18 protein-coding genes are annotated in these 22,589 nt (G+C 66.0%); 13 read left to right on the top strand and 5 right to left on the bottom strand.

Features of this window, described 5'->3' with window-relative positions; translation table 11 throughout:
- Positions 1-23 precede the first annotated feature (23 nt).
- The 11 genes from U5782_RS20765 (at position 24) to U5782_RS20815 (ending at position 11,724) form a co-directional block, all read left to right on the top strand.
- Positions 24-704: a phosphoribosylanthranilate isomerase gene (locus U5782_RS20765; protein WP_322045895.1), complete on the top strand. Its 681-nt coding sequence runs from the start codon at positions 24-26 to the stop codon at positions 702-704.
- 62 nt (positions 705-766) lie between these two features.
- A complete protein-coding gene (gene trpB, locus U5782_RS20770; protein WP_322045765.1) occupies positions 767-1,960 on the top strand; it encodes a tryptophan synthase subunit beta in 1,194 nt (397 codons plus the stop codon).
- A 21-nt stretch (positions 1,961-1,981) separates the two neighbouring features.
- Entirely contained in the window at positions 1,982-2,869 is an 888-nt protein-coding gene (locus tag U5782_RS20775) for a site-specific DNA-methyltransferase (protein ID WP_322045766.1), read from the top strand.
- Positions 2,870-2,944: 75 nt separating this feature from the next.
- A complete protein-coding gene (gene trpA, locus U5782_RS20780) occupies positions 2,945-3,760 on the top strand; it encodes a tryptophan synthase subunit alpha (protein ID WP_322045767.1) in 816 nt (271 codons plus the stop codon).
- A gap of 128 nt (positions 3,761-3,888) precedes the next feature.
- A complete protein-coding gene (gene accD / locus U5782_RS20785) occupies positions 3,889-4,761 on the top strand; it encodes an acetyl-CoA carboxylase, carboxyltransferase subunit beta (RefSeq protein ID WP_027816929.1) in 873 nt (290 codons plus the stop codon).
- A 192-nt stretch (positions 4,762-4,953) separates the two neighbouring features.
- Complete coding sequence (gene folC / locus U5782_RS20790; protein WP_322045768.1) at positions 4,954-6,264, top strand: bifunctional tetrahydrofolate synthase/dihydrofolate synthase; 1,311 nt, start codon at positions 4,954-4,956, stop codon at positions 6,262-6,264.
- A 49-nt stretch (positions 6,265-6,313) separates the two neighbouring features.
- Positions 6,314-7,252 (top strand): SPOR domain-containing protein, encoded by a 939-nt coding sequence (locus U5782_RS20795; protein ID WP_322045769.1) that lies wholly within the window; start codon positions 6,314-6,316, stop codon positions 7,250-7,252.
- A 7-nt stretch (positions 7,253-7,259) separates the two neighbouring features.
- Positions 7,260-7,754 carry a CvpA family protein gene (locus U5782_RS20800; RefSeq protein ID WP_322045770.1) on the top strand — a complete coding sequence of 165 codons (495 nt, stop codon included), beginning with the start codon at positions 7,260-7,262 and terminating at the stop codon, positions 7,752-7,754.
- Positions 7,755-7,882: 128 nt separating this feature from the next.
- Positions 7,883-9,427: an amidophosphoribosyltransferase gene (purF, locus tag U5782_RS20805; protein ID WP_322045771.1), complete on the top strand. Its 1,545-nt coding sequence runs from the start codon at positions 7,883-7,885 to the stop codon at positions 9,425-9,427.
- A 170-nt stretch (positions 9,428-9,597) separates the two neighbouring features.
- Positions 9,598-10,803, top strand: coding sequence for an O-succinylhomoserine sulfhydrylase (locus tag U5782_RS20810; protein ID WP_322045772.1), 1,206 nt, complete (start codon positions 9,598-9,600; stop codon positions 10,801-10,803).
- A 51-nt stretch (positions 10,804-10,854) separates the two neighbouring features.
- Positions 10,855-11,724 (top strand): MOSC domain-containing protein, encoded by an 870-nt coding sequence (locus tag U5782_RS20815; RefSeq protein ID WP_322045773.1) that lies wholly within the window; start codon positions 10,855-10,857, stop codon positions 11,722-11,724.
- A gap of 15 nt (positions 11,725-11,739) precedes the next feature.
- Here the strand turns inward: U5782_RS20815 and U5782_RS20820 are convergent, their stop codons facing one another.
- Both U5782_RS20820 and U5782_RS20825 read right to left on the bottom strand, forming a co-directional pair.
- On the bottom strand, positions 11,740-12,546 hold the full coding sequence (locus tag U5782_RS20820) for an AraC family transcriptional regulator (protein WP_322045774.1): 807 nt from the start codon (positions 12,544-12,546) through the stop codon (positions 11,740-11,742).
- Between the two features lie 62 nt (positions 12,547-12,608).
- Positions 12,609-12,950: an FKBP-type peptidyl-prolyl cis-trans isomerase gene (locus tag U5782_RS20825; protein ID WP_065059993.1), complete on the bottom strand. Its 342-nt coding sequence runs from the start codon at positions 12,948-12,950 to the stop codon at positions 12,609-12,611.
- A 237-nt stretch (positions 12,951-13,187) separates the two neighbouring features.
- Between U5782_RS20825 and U5782_RS20830 the strand changes: the two genes are divergently transcribed.
- Entirely contained in the window at positions 13,188-13,949 is a 762-nt protein-coding gene (locus U5782_RS20830; RefSeq protein WP_322045775.1) for a HAMP domain-containing sensor histidine kinase, read from the top strand.
- 105 nt (positions 13,950-14,054) lie between these two features.
- Positions 14,055-15,509: a hemolysin family protein gene (locus tag U5782_RS20835; RefSeq protein ID WP_322045776.1), complete on the top strand. Its 1,455-nt coding sequence runs from the start codon at positions 14,055-14,057 to the stop codon at positions 15,507-15,509.
- 23 nt (positions 15,510-15,532) lie between these two features.
- Here U5782_RS20835 and treY read toward each other — a convergent pair whose 3' ends face one another.
- The 3 genes from treY to treZ are packed head-to-tail and all read right to left on the bottom strand — an operon-like array spanning position 15,533 to position 22,550.
- Positions 15,533-18,421, bottom strand: a complete 2,889-nt coding sequence (gene treY / locus U5782_RS20840; RefSeq protein ID WP_322045777.1) for a malto-oligosyltrehalose synthase — start codon at positions 18,419-18,421, stop codon at positions 15,533-15,535.
- Positions 18,418-20,643 carry a 4-alpha-glucanotransferase gene (malQ, locus tag U5782_RS20845; RefSeq protein ID WP_322045778.1) on the bottom strand — a complete coding sequence of 742 codons (2,226 nt, stop codon included), beginning with the start codon at positions 20,641-20,643 and terminating at the stop codon, positions 18,418-18,420. Before malQ ends, treY begins: the two co-directional genes overlap by 4 nt.
- Complete coding sequence (gene treZ / locus U5782_RS20850; RefSeq protein WP_322045896.1) at positions 20,640-22,550, bottom strand: malto-oligosyltrehalose trehalohydrolase; 1,911 nt, start codon at positions 22,548-22,550, stop codon at positions 20,640-20,642. The genes malQ and treZ overlap by 4 nt, the downstream gene beginning before the upstream one ends.
- Positions 22,551-22,589 lie beyond the last annotated feature (39 nt).

The raw sequence follows: 22,589 nt of genomic DNA on the forward strand, positions 1-22,589 counted from the left end.
CGATTCACATCGAGTCACCCGTCATGACGTCAGTCGAGCAAACCGTCGCGCAGCACCGCACTCGCATCAAGCTCTGTGGGCTGTCGACGCCCGAAGCGGTTGCGCACGCCATCGACGTCGGCGCGGATGCCATCGGCCTTGTGTTCTACCCACCGAGCGCGCGCTCGGTCAGCGTCGCGCAGGCCGTCGAGTTGACGCACGACATCCCGCCGTTCGTTTCGGTGGTGGGGCTCTTTGTGAACGCCACGCCGCAATGGATCAGCGAGGTGGCCAGCAACGTCTCGCTCACGCTTCTGCAATTCCACGGCGACGAAACGCCGCAGCAGTGCGAGGCGCTGGCCACGGTTGCCGGTTTGCCCTGGTTGCGGGCGCTGAGAGTGGCGGCGGATACTCAACAGGCCGATTTGATAGAATCGGCGAATAGTTATTCATCAGCCAGCGGCCTGCTGTTCGACACCCATGTCGACGGTTACGGCGGCGGCGGGAAGGTCTTCGATTGGTCACTTATCCCCGCAGGGCTCGCGCGTCGGGCCGTTTTAAGTGGTGGCTTGAACGCGCAAAACGTCAGTGATGCGATTCGCCAGGTGCGTCCGTACGCCGTCGATGTCTCCAGTGGCATCGAGGTTCCGGGCGCGAAGGGCGTGAAGGATCACGCCCGCATGGCGGCGTTCGTGCGCGCAGTGCGCGAAGCGGACGCGGGATAATTTCTTGGGTCAGTCAGCCCTTGCATACAGCAAGGCGCCCCGACTGGCCGAGCGAGTGACTTATGTACAATTTGCCCGATGAACGTGGCCATTTCGGCCAATATGGCGGCGTGTTCGCTGCTGAAACCCTGATGCAGGCGATCGACGAACTGCGCGTGGCTTACGCGAAGTTCAAGGACGATCCCGAGTTTGTCGCTGAATATCAGCACGAATTGAAGCATTTTGTCGGCCGCCCGTCGCCGATCTATCACGCCCGTCGCTGGAGCGAGATGGTGGGCGGCGCGCAGATCTTCCTCAAGCGCGAAGACCTGAACCACACCGGCGCCCACAAGGTGAACAACGTGATCGGCCAGGCGCTGCTCGCCCGTCGCATGGGCAAGCCGCGCGTGATCGCCGAAACCGGCGCAGGTCAGCACGGCGTGGCTACGGCCACCATCGCAGCGCGCTTCGGTATGGAGTGCGTGGTCTACATGGGCGCCGAAGACGTGCGCCGCCAGGCCGCCAACGTTTACCGCATGAAATTGCTGGGCGCGACCGTGGTTCCGGTCGAGTCGGGTTCGCGCACGCTCAAGGACGCGCTCAACGAAGCGATGCGCGACTGGGTCACCAACGTCGAAAACACCTTCTACATCATCGGCACCGTGGCGGGCCCGCACCCGTACCCGATGATGGTGCGCGACTTCCAGCGCGTGATCGGCGACGAATGCCGCGTGCAGATGCCCGAAATCACGGGTCGCCAGCCCGATGCCGTGATCGCCTGCGTGGGCGGCGGTTCGAACGCGATGGGTATCTTTTACCCGTACATCGACGATAGTTCGGTGCAGTTGATCGGCGTCGAGCCGGCTGGCGACGGCATGGAAACGGGCCGTCACGCGGCTTCGCTCGCGGCCGGCACGCCGGGCGTGCTGCACGGCAACCGCACCTATCTGCTGCAAGACGAGAACGGCCAGATCATCGAGACGCATTCGGTCTCGGCGGGCCTCGACTACCCGGGCGTCGGCCCTGAGCACGCGTGGCTCAAGGACAGCGGCCGCGCGCAGTACGTGACCGTCGACGACGAGGAAGCGCTCAAGGCGTTCCACGACTGCTGCCGTATCGAAGGCATCATTCCGGCGCTCGAATCGAGTCACGCGCTCGCCTACGCGGCGAAGCTCGCGCCGACGCTGCCCAAGGACAAGGTTCTGCTGGTGAACCTGTCGGGTCGCGGCGACAAGGACATGCACACGGTCGCCGAGCGATCGGGCATCCAGTTCTAAGCGCCCGGAGCAACGTAAAAGATGCGTGACGAGTTCGATGAGCCGGAAGTGCCGGCGCCCGTGAGTGAGGCAGGTGAAGCTGCTGTGAGCCTGCAATCCTTGCCCACGGTGCCCGATACCATCCGGCTCCTGAACCGCGATTTTCTGACCGATGCGGCGAACTTGCCTGATGCCTCGATCGACCTGATCGTCGCCGACCCGCCATATGGGCTCGGCAAGGACTACGGCAACGACTCCGATATGCGTTCGGGTGAGGATTTTCTCGCCTGGACCTACGAGTGGCTCGATCTGGCCATCCCGAAGCTGAAGGCCAGCGGCTCGCTCTATGTGTTCTGCACCTGGCAGTACGCGCCCGAGATCTTCGTTTATCTGAAGTCGAAAATGACCATGATCAACGAGATCGTCTGGGATCGTCGCGTACCCAGCATGGGCGGCACGACCCGCCGCTTTACCTCGGTGCATGACAACATCGGCTTTTTCGCAGTCTCGAAGGATTATTACTTCGATCTCGATCCCGTCCGTATCCCGTACGATGCCGCCACGAAGAAGGCGCGTTCGCGCAAATTGTTCGAAGGCAGCAAGTGGCTGGAGCTCGGCTACAACCCCAAGGACGTCTGGTCGGTTTCGCGGCTGCATCGCCAGCACGCGGAACGTGTCGATCATCCGACCCAGAAGCCCCTGGAAATCGTCGAGCGCATGGTGCTCGCGAGCTGCCCGCCGGGCGGCCGCGTGCTGGACCCGTTTATGGGCAGCGGCACCACGGCAGTCGCCTGCGCGCGTCAGAAGCGCGAATTCGTCGGCTATGAGATCAATGAAAGTTACTGCGCGATCGCGCGTGAACGCGTGAGTCTGGTCGCAGAAGCGCCCCCCGCGTCCGCTACGTCCGCGAGCGTTGCGGCAGGCGCCTGAAGCGCCGCCGCCGTCCGGATGTCGCGATTGATGGCGATCGCGACGCGCAGTCACACCGAATCTGAGGACCCTGAAATGTCCCGCATCAACAGCAAGTTCGCGGCGCTCGCCGCTGCCAGCAAGAAAGGCCTGATCCCGTTCATGACGGCAGGCGACCCCGATCCGGCCCGCACGGTCGAGTTCATGCACGCGCTCGCCGCCGGCGGCGCCGATGTGATCGAACTGGGTGTGCCGTTCTCCGATCCGATGGCCGACGGCCCCGTGATCCAGCAGTCGTCGGAGCGCGCGCTCGCGAAGGGCGTCACGCTCAAGAGCGTGCTGGCGGACGTCAAGCGCTTCCGCGAGACCGACAACGACACGCCGGTCGTGCTGATGGGCTACGCCAACCCGATCGAGCGCATGGGCGCCGACGCCTTTGCGGCCGCCGCGCAGGAAGCGGGTGTGGACGGCGTGCTGGTGGTCGACTATCCGCCCGAGGAGTCGGCGGATTTCGCCGCGAAGATGAAGGCGGCTGGCATCGATCCGATCTTCCTGCTCGCGCCCACGTCGACCGATGAACGCATCGCGGAAGTCGGCCGGATCGCCAGCGGCTACGTCTATTACGTGTCGCTCAAGGGCGTCACGGGTGCGGCGAATCTGGACGTCGCGAGCATCGCGAGTAAAATCCCGGCGATCAAGGCCCGCGTGCCGCTGCCCGTTGGGGTGGGCTTCGGTATTCGCGACGCCGAAACGGCCGCCGCCGTGGCCGAAGTCTCCGACGCGGTCGTGATCGGCAGCCGCATTGTGCAGCTGCTCCAGCAGGCGTCGCCTGACACCGCCGCAGAAACTCTCACGCAATTCATTTCCGACATTCGGGCAGCGCTAGACGCCGTCTCGGACAAGGGGAGATGAGCGCGAAATGAGACTGCTGTAAAATCCAGTTTTCGCCATGCGCGGTCGGGGTCGGAACCCGGTCGAAATGACGTTGCCGTATTGAACCGGACGCCGCGCCCGCGCATCACGATGAAGGAAGAATACAAATGAGCTGGCTCGACAAACTGCTGCCGCCGAAGATCAAGCAAACGGATCCGAAAAGCCGCAAGAGCATTCCGGAAGGTTTGTGGATCAAGTGCCCGAAGTGCGAAGCGGTCCTGTACCGCAACGACGTCGAAGCAAATCTGCACGTCTGCCCGAAGTGCGATCACCACATGCGCATCAACGCGCGCGAGCGTCTGGACGGTCTGCTCGATCCGGAGGGCCGCTATGAAATCGGCCAGGAGATCGTGCCGGTCGACGCGCTGAAGTTCAAGGACAGCCGCAAGTACCCGGATCGCATCAAGGAAGCGATGGACGACACCGGCGAAACCGACGCCATGGTCGTCATGGGTGGCGCGATCCACACACTGCCTTGCGTGGTCGCCTGCTTCGAGTTCTCGTTCATGGGCGGCTCGATGGGTTCGGTGGTCGGCGAGCGCTTTGCCCGCGGCGCGCAGAACGCCCTGGAGCAGCAAGTGCCGTTCATCTGCTTCACGGCTTCGGGCGGTGCGCGCATGCAGGAAAGCCTGCTGTCGCTCATGCAGATGGCCAAGACCACGGCCATGCTGACCAAGCTGTCGGAAGCCAAGCTGCCGTTCATCTCGGTGCTGACCGACCCGACGATGGGTGGCGTGTCGGCCAGCTTCGCATTCCTGGGCGACGTTGTGATCGCCGAACCGAAGGCGCTGATCGGCTTTGCCGGCCCGCGCGTGATCGAGCAGACGGTGCGCGAGAAGCTGCCGGAAGGCTTCCAGCGTTCGGAGTTCCTGCTGCAGAAGGGCGCGATCGACATGATCGTCGACCGTCGCAAGCTGCGCGAGGAAATCGCCCAGCTGATGGCGATCATGCAGCGCCAACCCGCCGACGCGGTGGCCTGAGCTTAGCCTCCAGCCGCTGTGAGGTTCGAGCGCGGAACTTCAGGGTTCCGCGCCTTGTCAGACGCGCCGCAAGCGAAAGCAAGCGGCGCGTTGTCATTTCCGCGATAATGCCGTGTTTTCGTAGCGGACGAGTCCGTCACGCTAGCCTCACTTAATCGCGCCGCACTTCCTGAATCATCCCGATATCGTCCGATGAGTACCTTTCCCACCCTCGACGCGTGGCTCACGCATCTCGAAACCGCGCATCCGGTTGGCATCGACATGGGCCTTGGCCGCATCAGCCAGGTCAAGGACGCGCTGAACCTGACGTTCACCTGCCCGATCTTCACGGTCGGCGGCACCAACGGGAAGGGCTCCACCTGTGCGATTCTGGAAACGATCCTGCTGAAGGCGGGCTATCACGTCGGCTGCCACACGTCGCCGCATCTGCTGGCGTTCAACGAGCGCGCGCGCATCGACGGCCAGCAGGCCAGCGACGCGGACCTGCTGCCGCACTTCGAGGCCGTTGAAGCCGCACGCAACGCGCTGCCCACGCCGGTCTCGCTTACGTACTTCGAATTCACCACGCTTGCGATCATGCATCTGTTCGCATCGCGCGGTCTTGATGCCGTGATCTTCGAAGTGGGTCTGGGCGGCCGTCTGGACGCCGTGAACATCCTCGACACCGACTGCGCGATCGTCACGAGCATCGACCTCGATCACACCGAATACCTGGGCGACACGCGCGAGAAGATCGGCTTCGAGAAGGCCGGCATCTTCCGCCCGGGCAAGCCGGCGATCTGCTCGGACCCGCTGCCGCCGCAGTCGCTGATCGACCATGCCGAAGCGATCGGCGCCGAACTGTGGCTCTTCGGCCGCGATTTCCGCTATGAAGGCGCGCCCGGCAACGAGCGCCAGCAATGGAGCTATGTCGGCCCGACGCAACGCCGTTCGGCGCTCGCCTACCCGGCGCTGCGCGGCGCGAATCAGCTGATCAATACGTCGGCGGCGCTCGCGGCGCTGGAGTCGATGCGCGATCGCCTGCCGGTCTCGGCCCAGGATATTCGCCTGGGTCTGGCCAACGTCGAATTGCCGGGCCGCTTCCAGGTCCTGCCGGGCAAGCCTGCGATCATTTTCGACGTCGGCCATAATCCGCACGCCGCCGCCGTGCTTGGGCAAAATCTCGGCAGCATGGGCTATTTTCCGTACACGTACGCGGTTTTTGGCGCCATGCGCGACAAGGACATCGCGGGCGTGATCGGCCATCTGAAGGGCGAAATCGACCACTGGTGCGTGACCGGCCTGCCCGGTCCCCGTGCGGCGTCGGCGCAACAGCTCGAGGACGTGCTGCGCGACGCGGGCGTGGAAGAGGGCGCAGATAGCAGCGTCACGCGCTACGAAACGCCCGCCGAGGCGTTTCAAGATGCGCTAAAACGGGCTACCGAAAATGATAGAATTGTCGTCTTCGGGAGTTTTCTGACTGTCGCCGGCGTCATGGCCTGGCGAAAGTCACAGCAGCACTGATCGCGCGGCACCCTGCAAGCCGCCACGCACAGGCCAAAAGCAGCCATACATGGGAATTTTCTCGTTCGGCAAGAAAGACGACGCGCCCCGCCGACGCGGTGCCGACACGGGCTCCACCACCACCCGGCGGAGCAGTCAGAACACGCGCGTGGAGCGGCGTAGCCGCCGGCCGGATCGCACGCGCGACGCCGAGGCGATGCTCCTCGACCCCACGTTGCCCGAAAAGCAGCGCGCCCGCCGCCGCCTCGTCGGTGCGATCGCGCTGGTGCTGGCCGCCATCGTGATCCTGCCGATGGTGCTGGATTCGCATCCGAAGCCCGTTACCGACGACATCGCCATCGACATCCCGAGTCATCCCGCGCCAAAGAACGCCGCGCGCGACGACGACGTGGACAGCCAGGCAGGCGTCGCTCCCGACAATCCGGCTGCTGCTGACGTTGCGCCGGGCGCCTCGGGTCTCGCGGCGGCCAATGTCGCCAATACGGCGAACCAGAACACGCAAACGGCTAAAGCGGCTCAAGCGGCCCAGTCCGCTCAAAGCGCACCGTCCAAACCCGCGCCTGCCGCACAGGCGCAGACGCAGTCCAATTCCACGACACAGACCGCACAGGCGCAGAAGCCAGCCGCGAAGCCCGCGCAGCCGGCCGCTCCGGCCACGGCGCTCGCCTCGCGCAGCAAGCCTGCCGCCACGGACAACACGAGCGACGACAGCGCCGATGGCGACGCGGCCACGCCCGCCACGCCGCCGGGTGCGCGCTTCGCGGTGCAGCTGGGCGCGTTCCCGGACGCCGCCGCCGCGAATCGTTGGGTCGCCAAGTTGAAAGCCGCGGGCGTACCCGCATATACCGAACAACGCAAGGATACGGACGGCACCACGCGCACCCTGTTGCGCGCGGGTCCGTTCCCGGATCGCGCGGCCGCCTCGGAGGCGATCGCCAAGGTGCGCGGCGCGGGCCTCGCGTCCGGTTCGAACGGCAACGCCGAATAAGCCGTCCATGTTCACGGCATTCGACTACGCTGTAATGGCGGTGATGGGGCTGTCCGCGCTGCGAGGCGCGTGGCGTGGCTTCATCGGCGAAATTTTCGGGCTGATCGGCTGGATCGCGGCCTTTGTGGTGGGATGCCGCTTCGTGGACCGTGTGGTGCCCTTCATTCCCGCGCATTGGCCGGGCGGGGCGCTGACCCAGTGGCTGATCGCCTTCGCGCTGATCGTGATCGCCGTGGTGCTCGTCGCGGGTGTGGGCAATGCATTGCTGACCCGGCTGGTCCAGGTGAGCGGGCTGGGCGGCGTGGATCGCTCGCTTGGCATGCTGTTCGGCCTCGTGCGAGGCGTCGTGCTGGTGCTGATTCTCGTCGTCCTCGCGGGACTGACCGAGCTGCCCCAGCAGGACTTCTGGCGCAAGGCGCTGCTGCGGCCCTATGCCGAGCAGGGTGTGCACGAACTGAAACCGCTGTTGCCCGAGACGCTCGCGGCCTACGTTCACGTCTGATCAGAAGCTGATCGCGTGACGCAAGCCCGGCCCGAAGACAAGTAATGCCCCTTCGCGGCGCTTCGCGCCGGCTCTGCCGGCCGCCGTCACCGCGTCGTTACCGATTTCGCTTTTTTGAAGGACCTGCCATGTGCGGCATCGTAGGCGTAGTTTCCCGTTCTCCCGTCAATCAGCTCCTCTATGACGCGCTGCTGCTGTTGCAGCACCGTGGTCAGGACGCGGCCGGCATTGCCACCGCGAACGGCAGCACGTTCCATATGCATAAGGCCAACGGCATGGTGCGCGACGTGTTCCGCACGCGCAACATGCGTAGCCTGCCCGGCACCAGCGGCATCGGCCAGGTGCGTTACCCGACGGCCGGCTCGGCGTCGAGCGAAGAAGAAGCCCAGCCGTTCTACGTGAACGCGCCTTTCGGCATCGTCCTCGCCCACAACGGTAATCTCACCAACTGGCAACAGTTGAAGGAAGAGATGTTCCGTGTGGATCGCCGCCACGTGAACACCAGTTCCGATACCGAAGTGCTGCTCAACGTGCTCGCGCACGAAGTGCAACTCGCGAGCACGGGGCTGGAGCTCGATCCGGCCGCGCTCTTCAAGGCGGTCTCGGGCGTGCACCGCCGCCTGCGCGGCTCGTACGCCATCGTCTCGCTGATCGCCGGCTACGGTCTGCTCGCGTTCCGCGACCCGTTCGGCATTCGCCCGCTGTGCATCGGCAAGCAGGAAACGGCGGAAGGCACGGAATGGATGCTGGCGTCGGAATCGGTGGCGCTCGAAGGCATCGGCTTCGAATTCGTGCGTGACGTGCGTCCCGGTGAAGCGGTGTTCATCGACTTCGACGGCAAGTTCCACTCGCAGCAATGCGCCGAGTCGCCCACGCTCAACCCCTGCATCTTCGAACTCGTGTACCTCGCGCGTCCGGATTCGGTGCTCGACGGCGTGCCGGTCTACAACGCGCGTCTGCGCATGGGCGACTATCTCGCCGAGAAGATCCAGCGCGAACTGCCCGACGTGAAGATCGACGTAGTCATGCCGATTCCCGATTCGTCGCGTCCCGCGGCGATGCAGGTGGCGAACAAGCTGGGCGTCGAGTATCGCGAAGGCTTCTTCAAGAACCGCTACGTCGGCCGCACCTTCATCATGCCGGGCCAGGCGATGCGCAAGAAGTCGGTGCGCCAGAAGCTCAACGCCATGGGCATCGAGTTCAAGGGCAAGAACGTGCTGATCATCGACGACTCGATCGTGCGCGGCACCACCTCGCACGAAATCGTGCAGATGGCGCGCGATGCGGGCGCGACCAAGGTGATCTTCGCGTCGGCGGCGCCGCCCGTGAAATTCCCGAACGTGTACGGCATCGACATGCCCACGCGCGGCGAACTGGTGGCGCATGGCCGCACGGACGAGGAAGTGGCGCGCATCATCGGCGCGGACTACCTCGTCTATCAGGACGTGGATGCGCTCAAGAAGGCCGTGCGCGATATCAACCCGGAACTGGGCGACTTCGAAGCTTCGTGCTTCGACGGCGAATACATCACCGGCGATATCACGAGCGCGTATCTCGACAACATCGAGACCGCGCGCCTCGCACCGCAATCGCAGTCGGATCGCGACGCCGCGAGCGACGCGATGGACGGCGGCACGCGCTCGCAGCTTCACCTGCAACTCTCGGTGGAGTGATGCACGCGACGGCGGGTACGGGTCGCTGCCCGCGCTCGCCGTGATCGCACTCGAAGCCCGCTTCCGGCTCAGCTCACGCTGACGCAAGCGGGCTTTTTTGCGTCTGCGCCGTGCGGGTTGGGTGAGGCGCGCAGACATGAACGACGGCTCTGGTTACGGAAAATACGGACATGGACGATCACCTCAACTTCGACACGCTGGCGGTCCGCTCGGGCACGCTGCGCAGTGAGTTCAACGAACATTCGGAAGCGCTCTATCTCACGTCGAGCTTTTGTTTCGGTAGCGCCGCCGAAGCGGCCGAGCGTTTCGCCAACTCCGAAACCGGCTATACGTACGCGCGTTTCACGAATCCGACCGTCACGATGTTCCAGGACCGTCTCGCCGCGCTCGAAGGCGGTGAAGCCTGCATGGCGACGGCCTCGGGCATGGCCGCGATCATGTCGGTGGTGATGGCGACACTACAGCAGGGCGATCACATCGTCAGCTCGCGCAGCCTGTTTGGCTCGACGCTCGGCATGTTTTCGCAGATATTCCCGCGCTTTGGCATCACGACGACTTTCGTCGATCCGCACGATCTCGATGCCTGGAAAAGCGCTGTGCGCCCTGAAACGAAGCTGTTTTTCCTCGAAACGCCGTCGAACCCGCTCACCGAGATCGCCGATATCGAAGCCGTGAGCAAGATCGCGAAGGCGGCGGGCGCGCTCTTCGTCGTCGACAACTGTTTCTGTAGCCCGGCGCTGCAACAACCGCTCAAGTTCGGCGCGGATGTCGTGATGCACTCGGCCACCAAGTTCCTCGATGGTCAGGGCCGCGTGCTCGGCGGCGCGCTGGTGGGCTCGAAGCAGTTCATCCAGGAGAAGGTGTTTCCGTTCGTGCGCAGCGCGGGCCCGACGCTGTCCGCGTTCAACGCCTGGGTGCTGCTCAAGGGCATGGAAACGCTCTCGCTGCGCGTGGAGAAGCAATCGGACAACGCGCTCGAGATCGCGCGCTGGCTCGAAGCGCATCCGGCCGTGAAGCGCGTCTATTACCCGGGCCTCGAATCGCATCCGCAGCACGAACTTGCCAAGCGTCAGCAGAAGAAGGGTGGGGCCATCGTTTCGTTCGAACTGAAAGGCGATACGCCCGAAGCACAGCGTGCGAATGCCTGGCGCGTGATCGACAACACGAAGGTCTGCTCGATCACCGGCAATCTGGGCGACACGCGCACGACCATCACGCATCCGGCCACCACGACGCACGGTCGCATTGCGCCGGAGGCGCGCGCGGCGGCAGGCATCACGGAAGGGTTGATCCGCCTCGCGGTGGGCCTCGAAGATCCGCAGGACGTGCGCACCGATCTCGCGCGCGGGCTCGATGGCGTGCAATCAGGCGTGTGATAGCGCAGGCGGCGCGTCGTTGTTATTTTTCTTGTCTTGAGTGAGTGCATCATGGCGGTGATTCGTGGCTTGTTCGTCTATCCGGTGAAATCGTGTGGCGCGATCGCGCTCGATCGCGCGCAGCTCGAATCGCAAGGGCTGATGTGGGACCGTCACTGGATGGTTGTGGACGCAACGGGACGGTTTGTCTCGCAGCGCGAATTCGCGGCGATGGCGCGCATCGTTCCGGCCTTCGAGGAAGACGGCGTGAGGCTCTCGATGGACGGCATGGATGCCTCACTGCTGCTGCCGTTCGCGCCGCGCGGCGACGAGGCGCGCATGAGCGCGACGGTGTGGAAAGACACGTTCGAGGCGCTCGACGAAGGCGATGAGGCGGCGCAGTGGTTCACGCGCGCGCTGGGCGTGCCGGTGCGCCTCGTACGTTTCGCGCAGGATGTCACGCGGCTTGCGAGCAAGAAATGGACGCAGGACCAGGACGCGCCCACGCAATTCGCCGATGGTTTTCCGATCCTCGTCGCAAGCGAGTCGTCACTGGCCGATCTCAATGCGCGCCTGGCGGCCAAGGGTGCGCCGCCGGTGCCGATGAGCCGCTTCCGGCCCAATATCGTGGTCGATGGCGGCGAGGCATTCGACGAGGACTTTATCGATACGCTTTCGATCGAAGGCGAAGCCGGTCACGACGACGTGGTGCTGCGCTTCGTGAAGCCGTGTTCGCGCTGCCCGATCACGACCATCGATCAGCACACGGGCGAGCGTGACGCGCACTGGCCGGACGAGCCGCTCGATACGTTGCAGACGTTTCGCGTCGACGCGCGTGTGGACGGCGGCCTCACGTTCGGGCAGAACGCGACAGTCTTGAGTGGTGCGGGCAGACGCCTCGCAGTCGGGGCGCAGGCGCAGTGGGAGTATCGCTTCGAGTGAAGCGAACAGCGTGATTCAGTGCGAGGGCAGCGCGCGCCATTGGCCGGGCGCGAGCCCGAAGCGCCGCGTAAAGGCGTGCGTGAAGGCGCTCTGATCGCCGAAGCCCACTTCGAGCGCGATCTGCGTGAGCGAGCAGCGCGGGTCCGCAAGCAGCGCGAGCGACGTGTCCAGACGCAGACGCTGAAGATAGCGATGCGGCGTCTCGCCGAACGCTTCGATAAAGAGCTGATGAAAGCGCCGCATGCCGAAGCCGCAATGCGCGGCGAGATCGGCGATACGCAGCGGTTCCGCCAGATGTGCGCGCAGCCAGCGGTCGATGCGCGTAAAGTCCAGCCCGGCCGCTGCCGCCGATACCGGGTCGCCAGCGATACCGGTTTGCGCGATCACGGCGGCGCACAGGCGAGCCGAAGCGTCCCAATGGAAGCGTCGCGCGCGCAAGTCGGCATCGTTGTCCTGCTCATGCAAGGGCAGCGAGGCGCGCTGCGCGATCTGGCGCACGAGCGTCGTAAGTGCCGGGTCGATGCGCACGGCCCGCGCCGAATCGAACAGCCGTTCAGGCACCGCGAGCGATGCTGCCGGCAAATCCAGCACCAACTGGCAGTTCTCGCCGATCCCCGAATATTCGTGCTGCGCGCCGGCTGGAATCAGCCAGGCGGAGCATTCGTCGATGCGCTCGCCCACGCCGTTGACCGACATCTCCATCGAACCGTCGAGCCCGAGCACGATCTGGTGAAAGTCGTGCAGATCGGTGGCTTCGATCGCGCCGTAGCGGCGCAATTCGACGCCGGGGGCGGTAACGGGAGTGTGATGATGCGGATTCATGGCGAACGCACGGACTCGTCAAACGGCGCTCATACGGAGCACCGTTTGACGCTGACGCCAGCTTAGACGTCGAGCAGTTCCACTTCGAACACGAGCGTTGCGTTCGGCGGAATCACGCCGCCTGCGCCGCGCACGCCGTAGCCGAGTTGCGGCGGAATCGTGAGCTTGCGCACGCCGCCGACCTTCATACCCTGGACGCCTTCGTCCCAGCCCTTGATGACCATGCCGCCGCCCAGCACGAAGGCGAACGGGTCGTTACGGTCCTTGCTCGAATCGAACTTCTGGCCGTCCGTCAGCCAGCCGGTGTAATGCACGCTGACCGTCTGGCCGGCGGTGGCTTCTGCGCCGGTGCCTTCGGTCAGGTCTTCGTACTTGAGGCCGGATGCGGTGGTCACGATGGACATGGAATACTCCTGAATCGGATTGGGTAAAAGCGCTATTGTAGGCGCTTTGCAGGCTCGCGAGGCATGGCCGGCGCGTCACGTGAAGGGATTGAAAGGCGGGCACGGCACATGCGGCTCGACGGGGCGCAAGGGGACTGGGCGCGCGATGGCGCCGCGGCTTCGCGCCCCTGCCTATAATGAGGCCCACGCCCAGCCAGATGGGCCAGCCTGCCCAGGCGGGCGATAGAAGAGGAAACGATGGCGTCGACCACCCCTACCCGTACCGAACGCACGGCACGCCTGTGTGCCGAGGCCGCGCTTTTCATGCGCGATTACGTGCTTTCGCGCGTCTCGCACGATTTGCGCAGCCCCCTGAATGCCATCCATAGCTGGGCCTATGTGCTCGACCGCAAGATCGACAGCGCCGACGCCACCGCGCAGCGCGCGCTCGGCGGCATCCGCACGGGCGTGGAACAGCAGGTGCACCTGCTTGAAACGCTAGTCGATACCACCCGCGCCGAAACCCGCAAACTCCAGATCGAGCGCACGTCGTTCGAACTCGACGCGCTGATCGACGAAATCGTTGCCGATGTGCGCGCCGCGCTCGCCGACGCGCGCGACGTGACGATCGCGGTGGAGGGCGTACCCCGCGCCGCCACGCTCGATGCCGGGCGCGAGCGCGTGGCCCAGGCGCTCTGGCTGCTGCTGGCCTTCGCCACGGAAGCCGCCGCGCAGGGCGGCACGGTCACGCTCGCCGTAAGCGCCACGGCCACGGCGGCGCAGTTCGAAGTGCGCTGGCAAGCCAGCCCCGCGTCGCTCACCGACGACGCCCTGACGCATCTGTTCGAACCGTTTGCCCGCGCCCAGGCTCGCGAGCCGCAGGAACAGGGACGCTTTCCGTGGGTGCTCGCGCTCTGCCAGCGCGTCGCCGAAGCCCACGGCGGCCGCTTCGAAGCGCAACCGCTCGTGCAAGGCGAGGCGGCATTGCTCACGCTGAACGTGCCATCCAGCGGCGCCTGATGTGCCGAACGCCAGTCGATGCGCCCGCGCGAGCGGGCCGTCGATGCCTTACAGCGTTCTTTCACCCCTTATACTGAGCGCTTCGCTTTTCCGGAGCCCCAAGTCTTGATTCAGCTCTTCGCCCTGGTCGGCGCGCTGTTGCTCGTTGCCCTCAACGGTTTCTTCGTCGCGGCCGAATTCGGCCTCGTCAAGCTGCGCGCGACGCGCGTGCAAAGTCTCGCCGCGGAGCATGGCCTGCGCGGACGTCTGCTCGCCAAGGTGCACGGCCAGCTCGACGCTTACCTGTCCGCCTGTCAGCTCGGCATCACGCTGGCCTCGCTCGGTCTTGGCTGGATCGGCGAGCCTGCCTTCGCGCAATTGCTCGAACCCGTTTTCGAACTGGTGGGCGTGAGCTCGCCGGCGCTGATCCACGGCATTTCGCTGGTATTCGCCTTCACGGCGATTTCGTTCCTTCACATTGTGGTGGGCGAACTGGCGCCGAAGTCGCTCGCGATCCGCGAAGCCGAGAAAATATCGCTGTGGGCCGCCACGCCGCTCTACGGCTTCTACTGGACGATGTATCCGGCGATCTGGGTGCTCAACTCCAGCGCCAATGCGGTGCTGCGCCTGGCGGGCTTGTCGGCCGACCACGGCAGCGAGGCGCACTATTCGACGGAAGAACTCAAGCTGATCCTGCGTAGCCGCCGCGCCGCCGCCGAAGCCGAAGCGCAGGCCGCGTTGCGCTCGCACAGCGATACCGGTGCGCACGCAGGCGCGAAAGGCCGCGAGGCACGCGGGCGCCCGGCGCGCGAGGCGGCCGCCGTGCACGCACACGGCGCCGCCGCCAACGCGAACTCGCTGAGCGTGGACGAATGGAACACGCTGGCCCACTCGCTCGACTTCTCGCGCCTGACCGTCTCCGACCTCATGCGCCCCGCGCACGAGATGGTGGGGCTGCGTCGCGATCTCTCCTTGCGCGAGAACATGCAGATCGTCGCTCGCCATCGCTTTAGCCGCTATCCGCTGTTCGAGGATGCATCGGGCGAACAGGTCGCGGGACTCATTCACCTGAAGGATCTGTTGCTCGCGCGCGAGGCCGGTCACACGCTCGACGACCTCGGCAAGTTCGTGCGCCCGGTGCAGTACGTGAAGCCCGAAGCGCCCGCGCTCGCGCTATTCCGGCGCTTTCGCAAGGGTGCGCCGCACTTCGCGCTGGTCGGACGCAAGGGTATGCGGCCGAGCGGCTTCCTCACGCTCGACAATCTGCTGGGCGCACTGGTGGGCCAGATTCACGACGAGTTCCATCAGGCCGATACCGACTGGACCCGCATGGACGACGGCACGCTGATGGGCCGCGGCAGTCTGCCGGTGGTGTCGCTGGAGCAGGCGCTGGGTATCGACATCGACGAAGGACGCGCCGAATCGGTGGGCGGCCTCGTGATCCACGCGCTCAACGATCTGCCGACCGAAGGGCAACGCGTGTCGTTCGACCGCTTCGACATTGTCGTGAAGAAGATGAAGGGCCCGCGCATCATCCTGGTCCGCGTGTACCCGAAGGATCTGGAAGACGAGGGCGGTTGATCCTCAGTTGAGCGCGGTTGACCTCAGGCTCGCGTGAGATTCGTGAGGACTGCAACCGGCAACGCAGCCAGCACGTCGCGCAGATAGAGCAGGTTGGCTTGATCGCCTGACGCGCCGTCCTTGCTGGCGCTGTGGTCCGCATCGGCCAGCCAGTCGTGCAGCGCCGATGCCGGGCAATCCTTCGGCAGCGCGATGGCGGTATCGCCCCAACGCGCGGGCGCGACCAGCGGCAAGTCGCCGTCGAGTAACTTTGCCGCGTGCCGTGTGCCGACGATGACCGCCCAGCGATCGCCGTGACGGCGCACGAACGCGATCGCATGCGCGGCCAGCGCGCCGCGCACGTCGAGCGGCCAATATTCCCCTTCACGCAGCAGACCCGTAGCGCGCTCGCGCAGTGCGAGCAGCCGGTGGATCACGGCCTGCTTCACATGCGCGTCGCGCCAGTTCGCGAGCTTGATGGCAGGCGAAGTGTCGTCGAGCGCTGCCGCGCGCTGCGCATAGTCCACGGGCCTGCGATTGTCGGGATCGACGAGACTGAAATCCCAAAGCTCCGTGCCTTGATAGAGATCGGGCACGCCCGGCGAGGTGAGGCGCAGCACGGTTTGCAATAGCGTATTCACGGCGCCAGCCGGTGCTACGCGCGCGACGAAAGCGGCCAGCGCAGGCAGGAAGCCGTCACGTTGCTGCGGCGCGAGGATGTCGAAGAGAAATGCCTGGCACTCCGACTCATAGGCTTCGTCGGGCAGGAGCCAATTGGTGCGTAGTTTCGCTTCGCGCAACGCTTTTAGTTGCCATTGCGCGACGCGTTCGGCCAGCGCGCGCACACCCGCTTCATCGGCGGGATCGAGTTGCGGCGGCCAGCAGCCCACGAGCGTCTGATAGAGCATTGCCTCGGCGGTGGGGCCGGGCGACCACGGCGCGGTGTCGGCGTTCGATGGGGTGCCGTTGCGCCGCTGTGGCTGGTTGAGCATCGACCAGGCGCGCAGCGTCGCGTCCCACTCTGGCGCGATCTCGCTGAGCACGGCGAGGCGAGCGCGCACGTCCTCGCCGCGCTTGTGGTCGTGGGTGGCGGTGGCGAGCAGCGCATAAGGCGTGCGGCGCTGGCGCTGCACGTTGGCAGCGTGAAATTCGGCCACGCTGAGCGAAAAATCGTCGGGATCGGTGCCCACGTCGTTACGCGAGAGCAGGCGGCCGTAGCGATAAAGCGCGGTATCTTCGGTCGCCTTCGCTGCAAGCGGCGCGGTGAGTTGCGAGAACAACGCAAGTGCCGTGCGCTGCGCGATCAGTGCGTGGCTCAAGGGCGCGGCTGGCGGATTCTGTCCGCCATGTTTCGCGTTGCTTGCGCTGGCATTGCTCACGCGCGTCGCTTTCGCCGCATTGCCGTTCGCGGCGTCCGGCGCGCGTGCGCCGAGCCAGGCATCGACCTGCTCGAGCGCGCCGAGATTCGCACGCGGCAACGCACGGCGCGCAGCTTCCAGCGCGACATTGAAATAGCGGCTGTCGAGCGCGCCGCGCAAACCATTGACCGGATAGATCCGATACACCGGAAAATGCATGGCCAGTTGCGCGACGGTGCGAAGCACGCTCGCATAAGTGAAGTCGCGCGTGCCCGGCTGCTCGCGCGCGATACGGTGCAGCGCGCGCGCCGCATGATCGAGTTCCGCCGCGAGCGACACGTTCAGCACTTCGCGGCGCGCGTCGAGCGCCACCTGCGCGAATGTCGCGTCCTCGCCCGAGATCGCGGCCCACGTTTGCGCCAGCGGCGCGGCCCCTGCCGGATCGTGCAGCAGGGCGCCCACGTCGTTCATGAAGTCGTAGCCAGTCGTGCCTTGCACGGGCCAGTCATCGCGCAGCGCCTCGCCGCGCGCAAGGATCTTTTCGACGACGATATACGGCGCGCCCGCGCGCAACGTCGCGAGCCGCTGGCGCAGCCGCTCGCAGTATTCGCGCGGATCGGCGAGTCCGTCGATGTGGTCGATCCGCAGGCCGTCGATCACGCCGTCCGCATAGAGGCGGAAGATGAGCTTGTGCACCGCTTCGAATACGTCATGACGCTCCACCCGCACGCCCGCGAGTGCGCTCACGTCGAAGAAGCGCCGCCAGTTCACCTCGTCCGCCGCCGTGCGCCACCACGCGAGCCGGAAATGCTGGCGCTCCAGCAGTCGGTGCAGGCGGTCGCGTGGCACGGGATCATCGCTTCGATAGGATTCCAGAACGAATTCGATCGCGGCCGTCCCTTCGCGCTCGACGAATTCGCGCAGGGCGTCGCGCGCGGCGGCGGCGCGTACCTGATCGTCGGGCTGCGTGGTGAGGCCCTGGAACGACGCGGCGAGGGCGCTCAGATCGGCGCGATTGGCCGATTGCAGCAGCGCCGCATAGTCGATCGGACAGATCGGGCACACGTGCGGCCCGTATTGCACAAAAAAGCGCGTAGCAAGCGCGTCGAACTTCAGTTCGATACGGCCGGCCGCGAGTTCTTCGCCGTACTGCGCGCCCAGAAACGGCATCAGCACCTTGCCGCGCAGCGCCGGGTCGGGCGAGTGCCAGTCCACGTCGAAGTGGCGCGCGAACGCGCTATGCCGCCCCCATTCGAGAATATCGAGCCACCACGCGTTGTGCGCGCCGCCCACGCCCATGTGGTTCGGCACGGTGTCCACGACGAGACCCATGCCGCGCGCGTGGACGGCATCGGCGAGGCGTCGCAGCGCCCCTTCGCCGCCGAGCTCCGCGCTCACCGTACCGTAGTCGACCGTGTCGTAGCCGTGCATCGAGCCGGGCTGGGCCGTCGTGATCGGCGAGAGATACAGATGGCTCACGCCGAGCGTGGTGAAGTAGTCGAGTTGCGCGAGCGCGTCGTCGAAGGTGAAAGCGTGATGAAGCTGCAGGCGCAGCGTGGCGCGGGGAAGTGTCATGGCGTCGGCGGTACGGGGGGCGAGGCGGATTCCGCGCCCGTGCTGCGCCTTGCTGCATCCGCCGTACCCGCGCATTCGCGTGCGTGCACGATCGTCTCCACGCGCGCGGCGAACGCGGGATCGGCGAACAGGACGTCGACGGGCAGCGGCAGGCGCTGCCGCCAGTTCGGATGTTCGTCGATGGAGCCGGGCAGGTTCGGCTGATCGGCCATGCCGAGCAGGTCTTCGAGCGGGCAGGTCACGAGCGGGCTCGCACTGGCGGCCACGTAACCGAGCGCGCCATCGACGGGCGGATCGTCCGGCGGCGGTTCGGCCGCTTCGCGTGGCGCGAAGCCGGTCTGCTGGAGCGCGTGCCAGAGCGCGGCGCGGTCGGCGTCGCGCTGTGCGTGTTCGAGCGCGACCGGGTCGCGCCCGTCCGCGCGCGGCAGGGTCTGGCCGATGCGGTTGCGCCAGTCGATATCGGCGCCTTGCCACCAGCCCGCGACCGTCGCCAGATCGTGCGTGGTGGTGGTGGCGATGCCGTGCGCGTCGTAGCGCGCGGGCGGCAGAAAGCCGTGCCCCTCGCGCTCGAACCAGAGCACGCGAATGCCATAGAGTCCATGCGCGGCCAGCCGCTCGCGCAGGCCCGGCGGCACGGTGCCCAGATCCTCGCCGATCACGATCGCACGATGCCGCCACGATTCGAGTGCGATCAGGCGCACGAGATCGTCGAACGGATAGCGCAGATACGCGCCGTGCTTTGCGCTCTCGCCCTCGGGCACGAGCCACAGCCGCCGCAGCCCGAGGATATGGTCGATGCGCACGCCGCCCGCGTGGGCGAACGCGGCGCGCAGCATGTCGATGAAGGCGCGAAAGCCGTTGTTGTGCATCGCGCGCGGCGAGAACGTGGTGAGCCCCCAGCTTTGTCCGGCCTGGTTGAAGATATCGGGCGGCGCGCCCACCGAGACGCGCTGCAACATGTCGTTGGGCAGCGACCAGGCATGCGAGCCCGCACCGTCGCAACCTACGGCGAGATCGGCGACGAGACCGATCGCCATGCCCGCCTCGCGCGCGGCGCGCTGCGCCTGCGAAAGCCCTTCGGCGGCGAGCCATTGCAGGAAGCGATAGAAGTCCACTTCGCGGCGACGCTCCGTTGCGAAAGTCGTCACCGCAGGGCTGCGCGGGTCGCGCAGCGCTTCGGGCCAGTCGCGCCAGTGGTACGCACCCGAGTCGCCGCTGAGCATGGCTTCCTGAAGCGCCTCGAAACGCGCGTGATCTTCGAGCGCCTCGCCGCCGCGCGCGCAGAAGGCGTCGAAGGCGGCGGCGCGCGGCGAACGGCTCGTGCGTTCGGTGGCGTCGAAGCGCTCGAACAGCACGCGCAGGACTTTGAGTTTGAGCGGCGCGGCGCGCTGCCAGTCGATCAGCGACAGCGCTTCGAGTTCGCGCCCTGCATCGCCAGTCTGCGCCGCGTCGGCGGCTTCGCGCGCGGCCTGTTCGCCGAATACCGCGGCCGGGTCGATATGCGTGACGTTGAGCCAGAGTCTGGAGGAAGGCGAATACGGACTGAAGTGGCCGGGATCCGCGCAGAACATCGCGTGCGTGGGACTGACCGCGAGCGCCTGCGCGCCGTGCCGGCCGCTTTGCGTGGCGAGCGTGGCCAGCGCCGTGTAATCGCCGATGCCGCCATCGCCTTTGCGTCGGAGTCCATACAATTGTGCGGCGACGCCCCAGAGCGGCGGGACGTGCAGGGCATCGTCGCCATGACGCGCGCGCCAGGCATCGGCTACGTTATGACAGCGCGGCGGCGCGACGGCAATCGTGAGCCGGTGATCGTTGACGCTGAGCGTGTGATAGCCCGGCTCCGGGAGCGGAGCGAGCAGCGCGGGTGCGCCCTTGGGCGAGGTGAAGCGGCCTTCGATATGCTCGCCGTTCTCCAGGTCGATGCGATAGTGACTGCCGGTGCGAACCGCCGAGGCGGGCAATTCGATCGCGCTCTCGTATTCGGCGGTGATGAGCGGAGGCAGGCGGCGCGACGACTGCTCGGCGTTCAGGACCGAAACGCTATGGCGCAACTGCGTGGCGTTCGCGCAGGGCAAGCCCGCGCATTCGAGCAACGCTTCGAGCGTGCTGTCCGGCACGCGCTGTGTGATGCCGTGGGCGTCCGACCATTCGACTTCGAAACCCGCGCGCTGGGCCAGTTCCGCAAGCGCTTCGCCGTGGCGCGCGCTATTTGTGCTGTTCATGCCAGCGGCTCCTCGCGCCGCACCGCGCGCGCGTCGTGATGCAGTGCGTAGTCGGGCACGTTGCCGGTCAGCCATGCGATGCAGGCGCTTTCGGGCAGCACGCCGTTGTCAGCGTAGTCGCGCGCGCGCGGTGGCGTTTCGAACACCACCATGCCTTCGGGGCGAGCATCGAGCCGCACGCCGTCGTGGCCGAGATTGAGCGCGATCGTATAGGTCTCGCCATCGTCGAGACGCCAGCGTGCTATCAGCGCGCGTTGGCCGTTGCCCTCGTCGTCGGCGATCACCGTCGCGCCGAGCGCGCGCGCGTGGCGCAGACGTGGCGTCAGCAGACGCGCACGCACCGTGAGCGCGGATTGATAGAAGTGCATCCAGTCGCGCCGTTCGTCGTCGAGCGGCGCATCGGCGGGCGGCGACGAGCGGATGAAGGTCTGCGGATCGTTCGGATCGGGAATTTCCTCGCGCCGCTTCGCATCGCCGAAGGCGCTAAAGGCCTTGAATTCGCGGCGACGACCTTCGCGCACCGCATCGGCGAGATCGCCTTCGAAACCCGTGAAAAACAGGAACGGCTGCGTCGAGCCATATTCCTCTTCCATGAACAGCAGCGGAATCTGCGGCGAGAGCAGCAGCAGCGCCGTGGCCGCGCGCAGCGCATCGTCGTCGGCGAGCGTGCGCAGGCGCTCGCCGAACGCGCGGTTGCCGATCTGGTCGTGATTTTGCAGAAACATCACGAACGAGGTGGGCGGCAGATGCCCGCTTGGCTCGCCGCGCGGCTTGCCGTCATGGACCGGCGACGGATCGCCCTGATAGACGAAACCTTCGCTCAGTGCGCGTGCGAGCTTCTGGATCGGGTGATCGGTGAAGGCGCGGTAATAGCCCTCCGATTCGCCGGTGAGCATGACATGCAGCGCGTGATGGGCGTCGTCGTTCCATTGGGCGCTGAAGTGCGTCTCCAGCAGATTCGCTTCGTTATGCTCGTTTTCCAGCACCAGATGCACATGGCGGCCCGGCTCCACGCGCGCCTGCACATGATCGGCGAGTTCGCGCAGCCAGTCGGGATTGTCGATCGCGTGCACGGCGTCCAGACGCAGGCCGTCGAAGCGATATTCGGTGAGCCAGTAGAGTGCGTTGTCGCTATAGAAGTCGCGCACTTCGGGGCGCGCGAAGTCGAGCGCTTCGCCCCACGGCGTATGCGTGCCCGCCTTGAAGAAGGGTTTCGCGTACTGGCCGAGCCAGTTGCCGTCCGGCCCGAAGTGGTTGTAGACCACGTCGAGAAACACCTGCAATCCGAGTCCGTGCGCCGTATCGATCAACGCCTTGAGTTCGTCGGGTGTGCCGTAGGCCGCATGCGGCGCATAGGGCAGCACGACGTCGTAGCCCCAGCCACGCTCGCCGGGATAGTCGTTCAGGGGCATCAGTTCGATGGCCGTGATGCCGATCGCCGCGAGCGCGGGCAAACGCTTCATCACGCCGCGATAGCCGCCGAGCGCGCCCACATGCAGTTCGTAGAGCACGGTTTCTTCCCACGGACGGCCCTGCCATTGCGCATGCTGCCAGGCGTAAGCGCGTGCATCGAGCACTTCGCTCGGGCCATGTACGCCGTGCGGCTGGAAGCGCGAAGCGGGGTCGGGAACGAGTTGCCCGCCGTCGATGCGGTAGCGATAGCGCGTGCCGGGCCCGCATAGCGCCTGCGCTTCGAACCAGCCATTGTGGGACGGCGTCATGTCGAGCGGGGCGGGTGCCTCGTGCGCATCGTCGCGCTCGAATACCACCTGCACGGCGCTGCATGAAGGTGCCCAGAAGCGAAAGCGCGTATGCGGCTGCGCGAGCGCCGCGCCCGTCAACTGCGCGCCGAATGGCAGACAGTGCATGAAATGGCGGGCATGCGGTTCGTGCGACGGGTGTTGCATGGGCTGATCGCACGGATTGTGCTGATCGTGCGGATTGTT

Origin of the sequence: Paraburkholderia sp. J67, from assembly GCF_905220265.1 — a bacterium.
Taxonomy (GTDB): domain Bacteria; phylum Pseudomonadota; class Gammaproteobacteria; order Burkholderiales; family Burkholderiaceae; genus Paraburkholderia.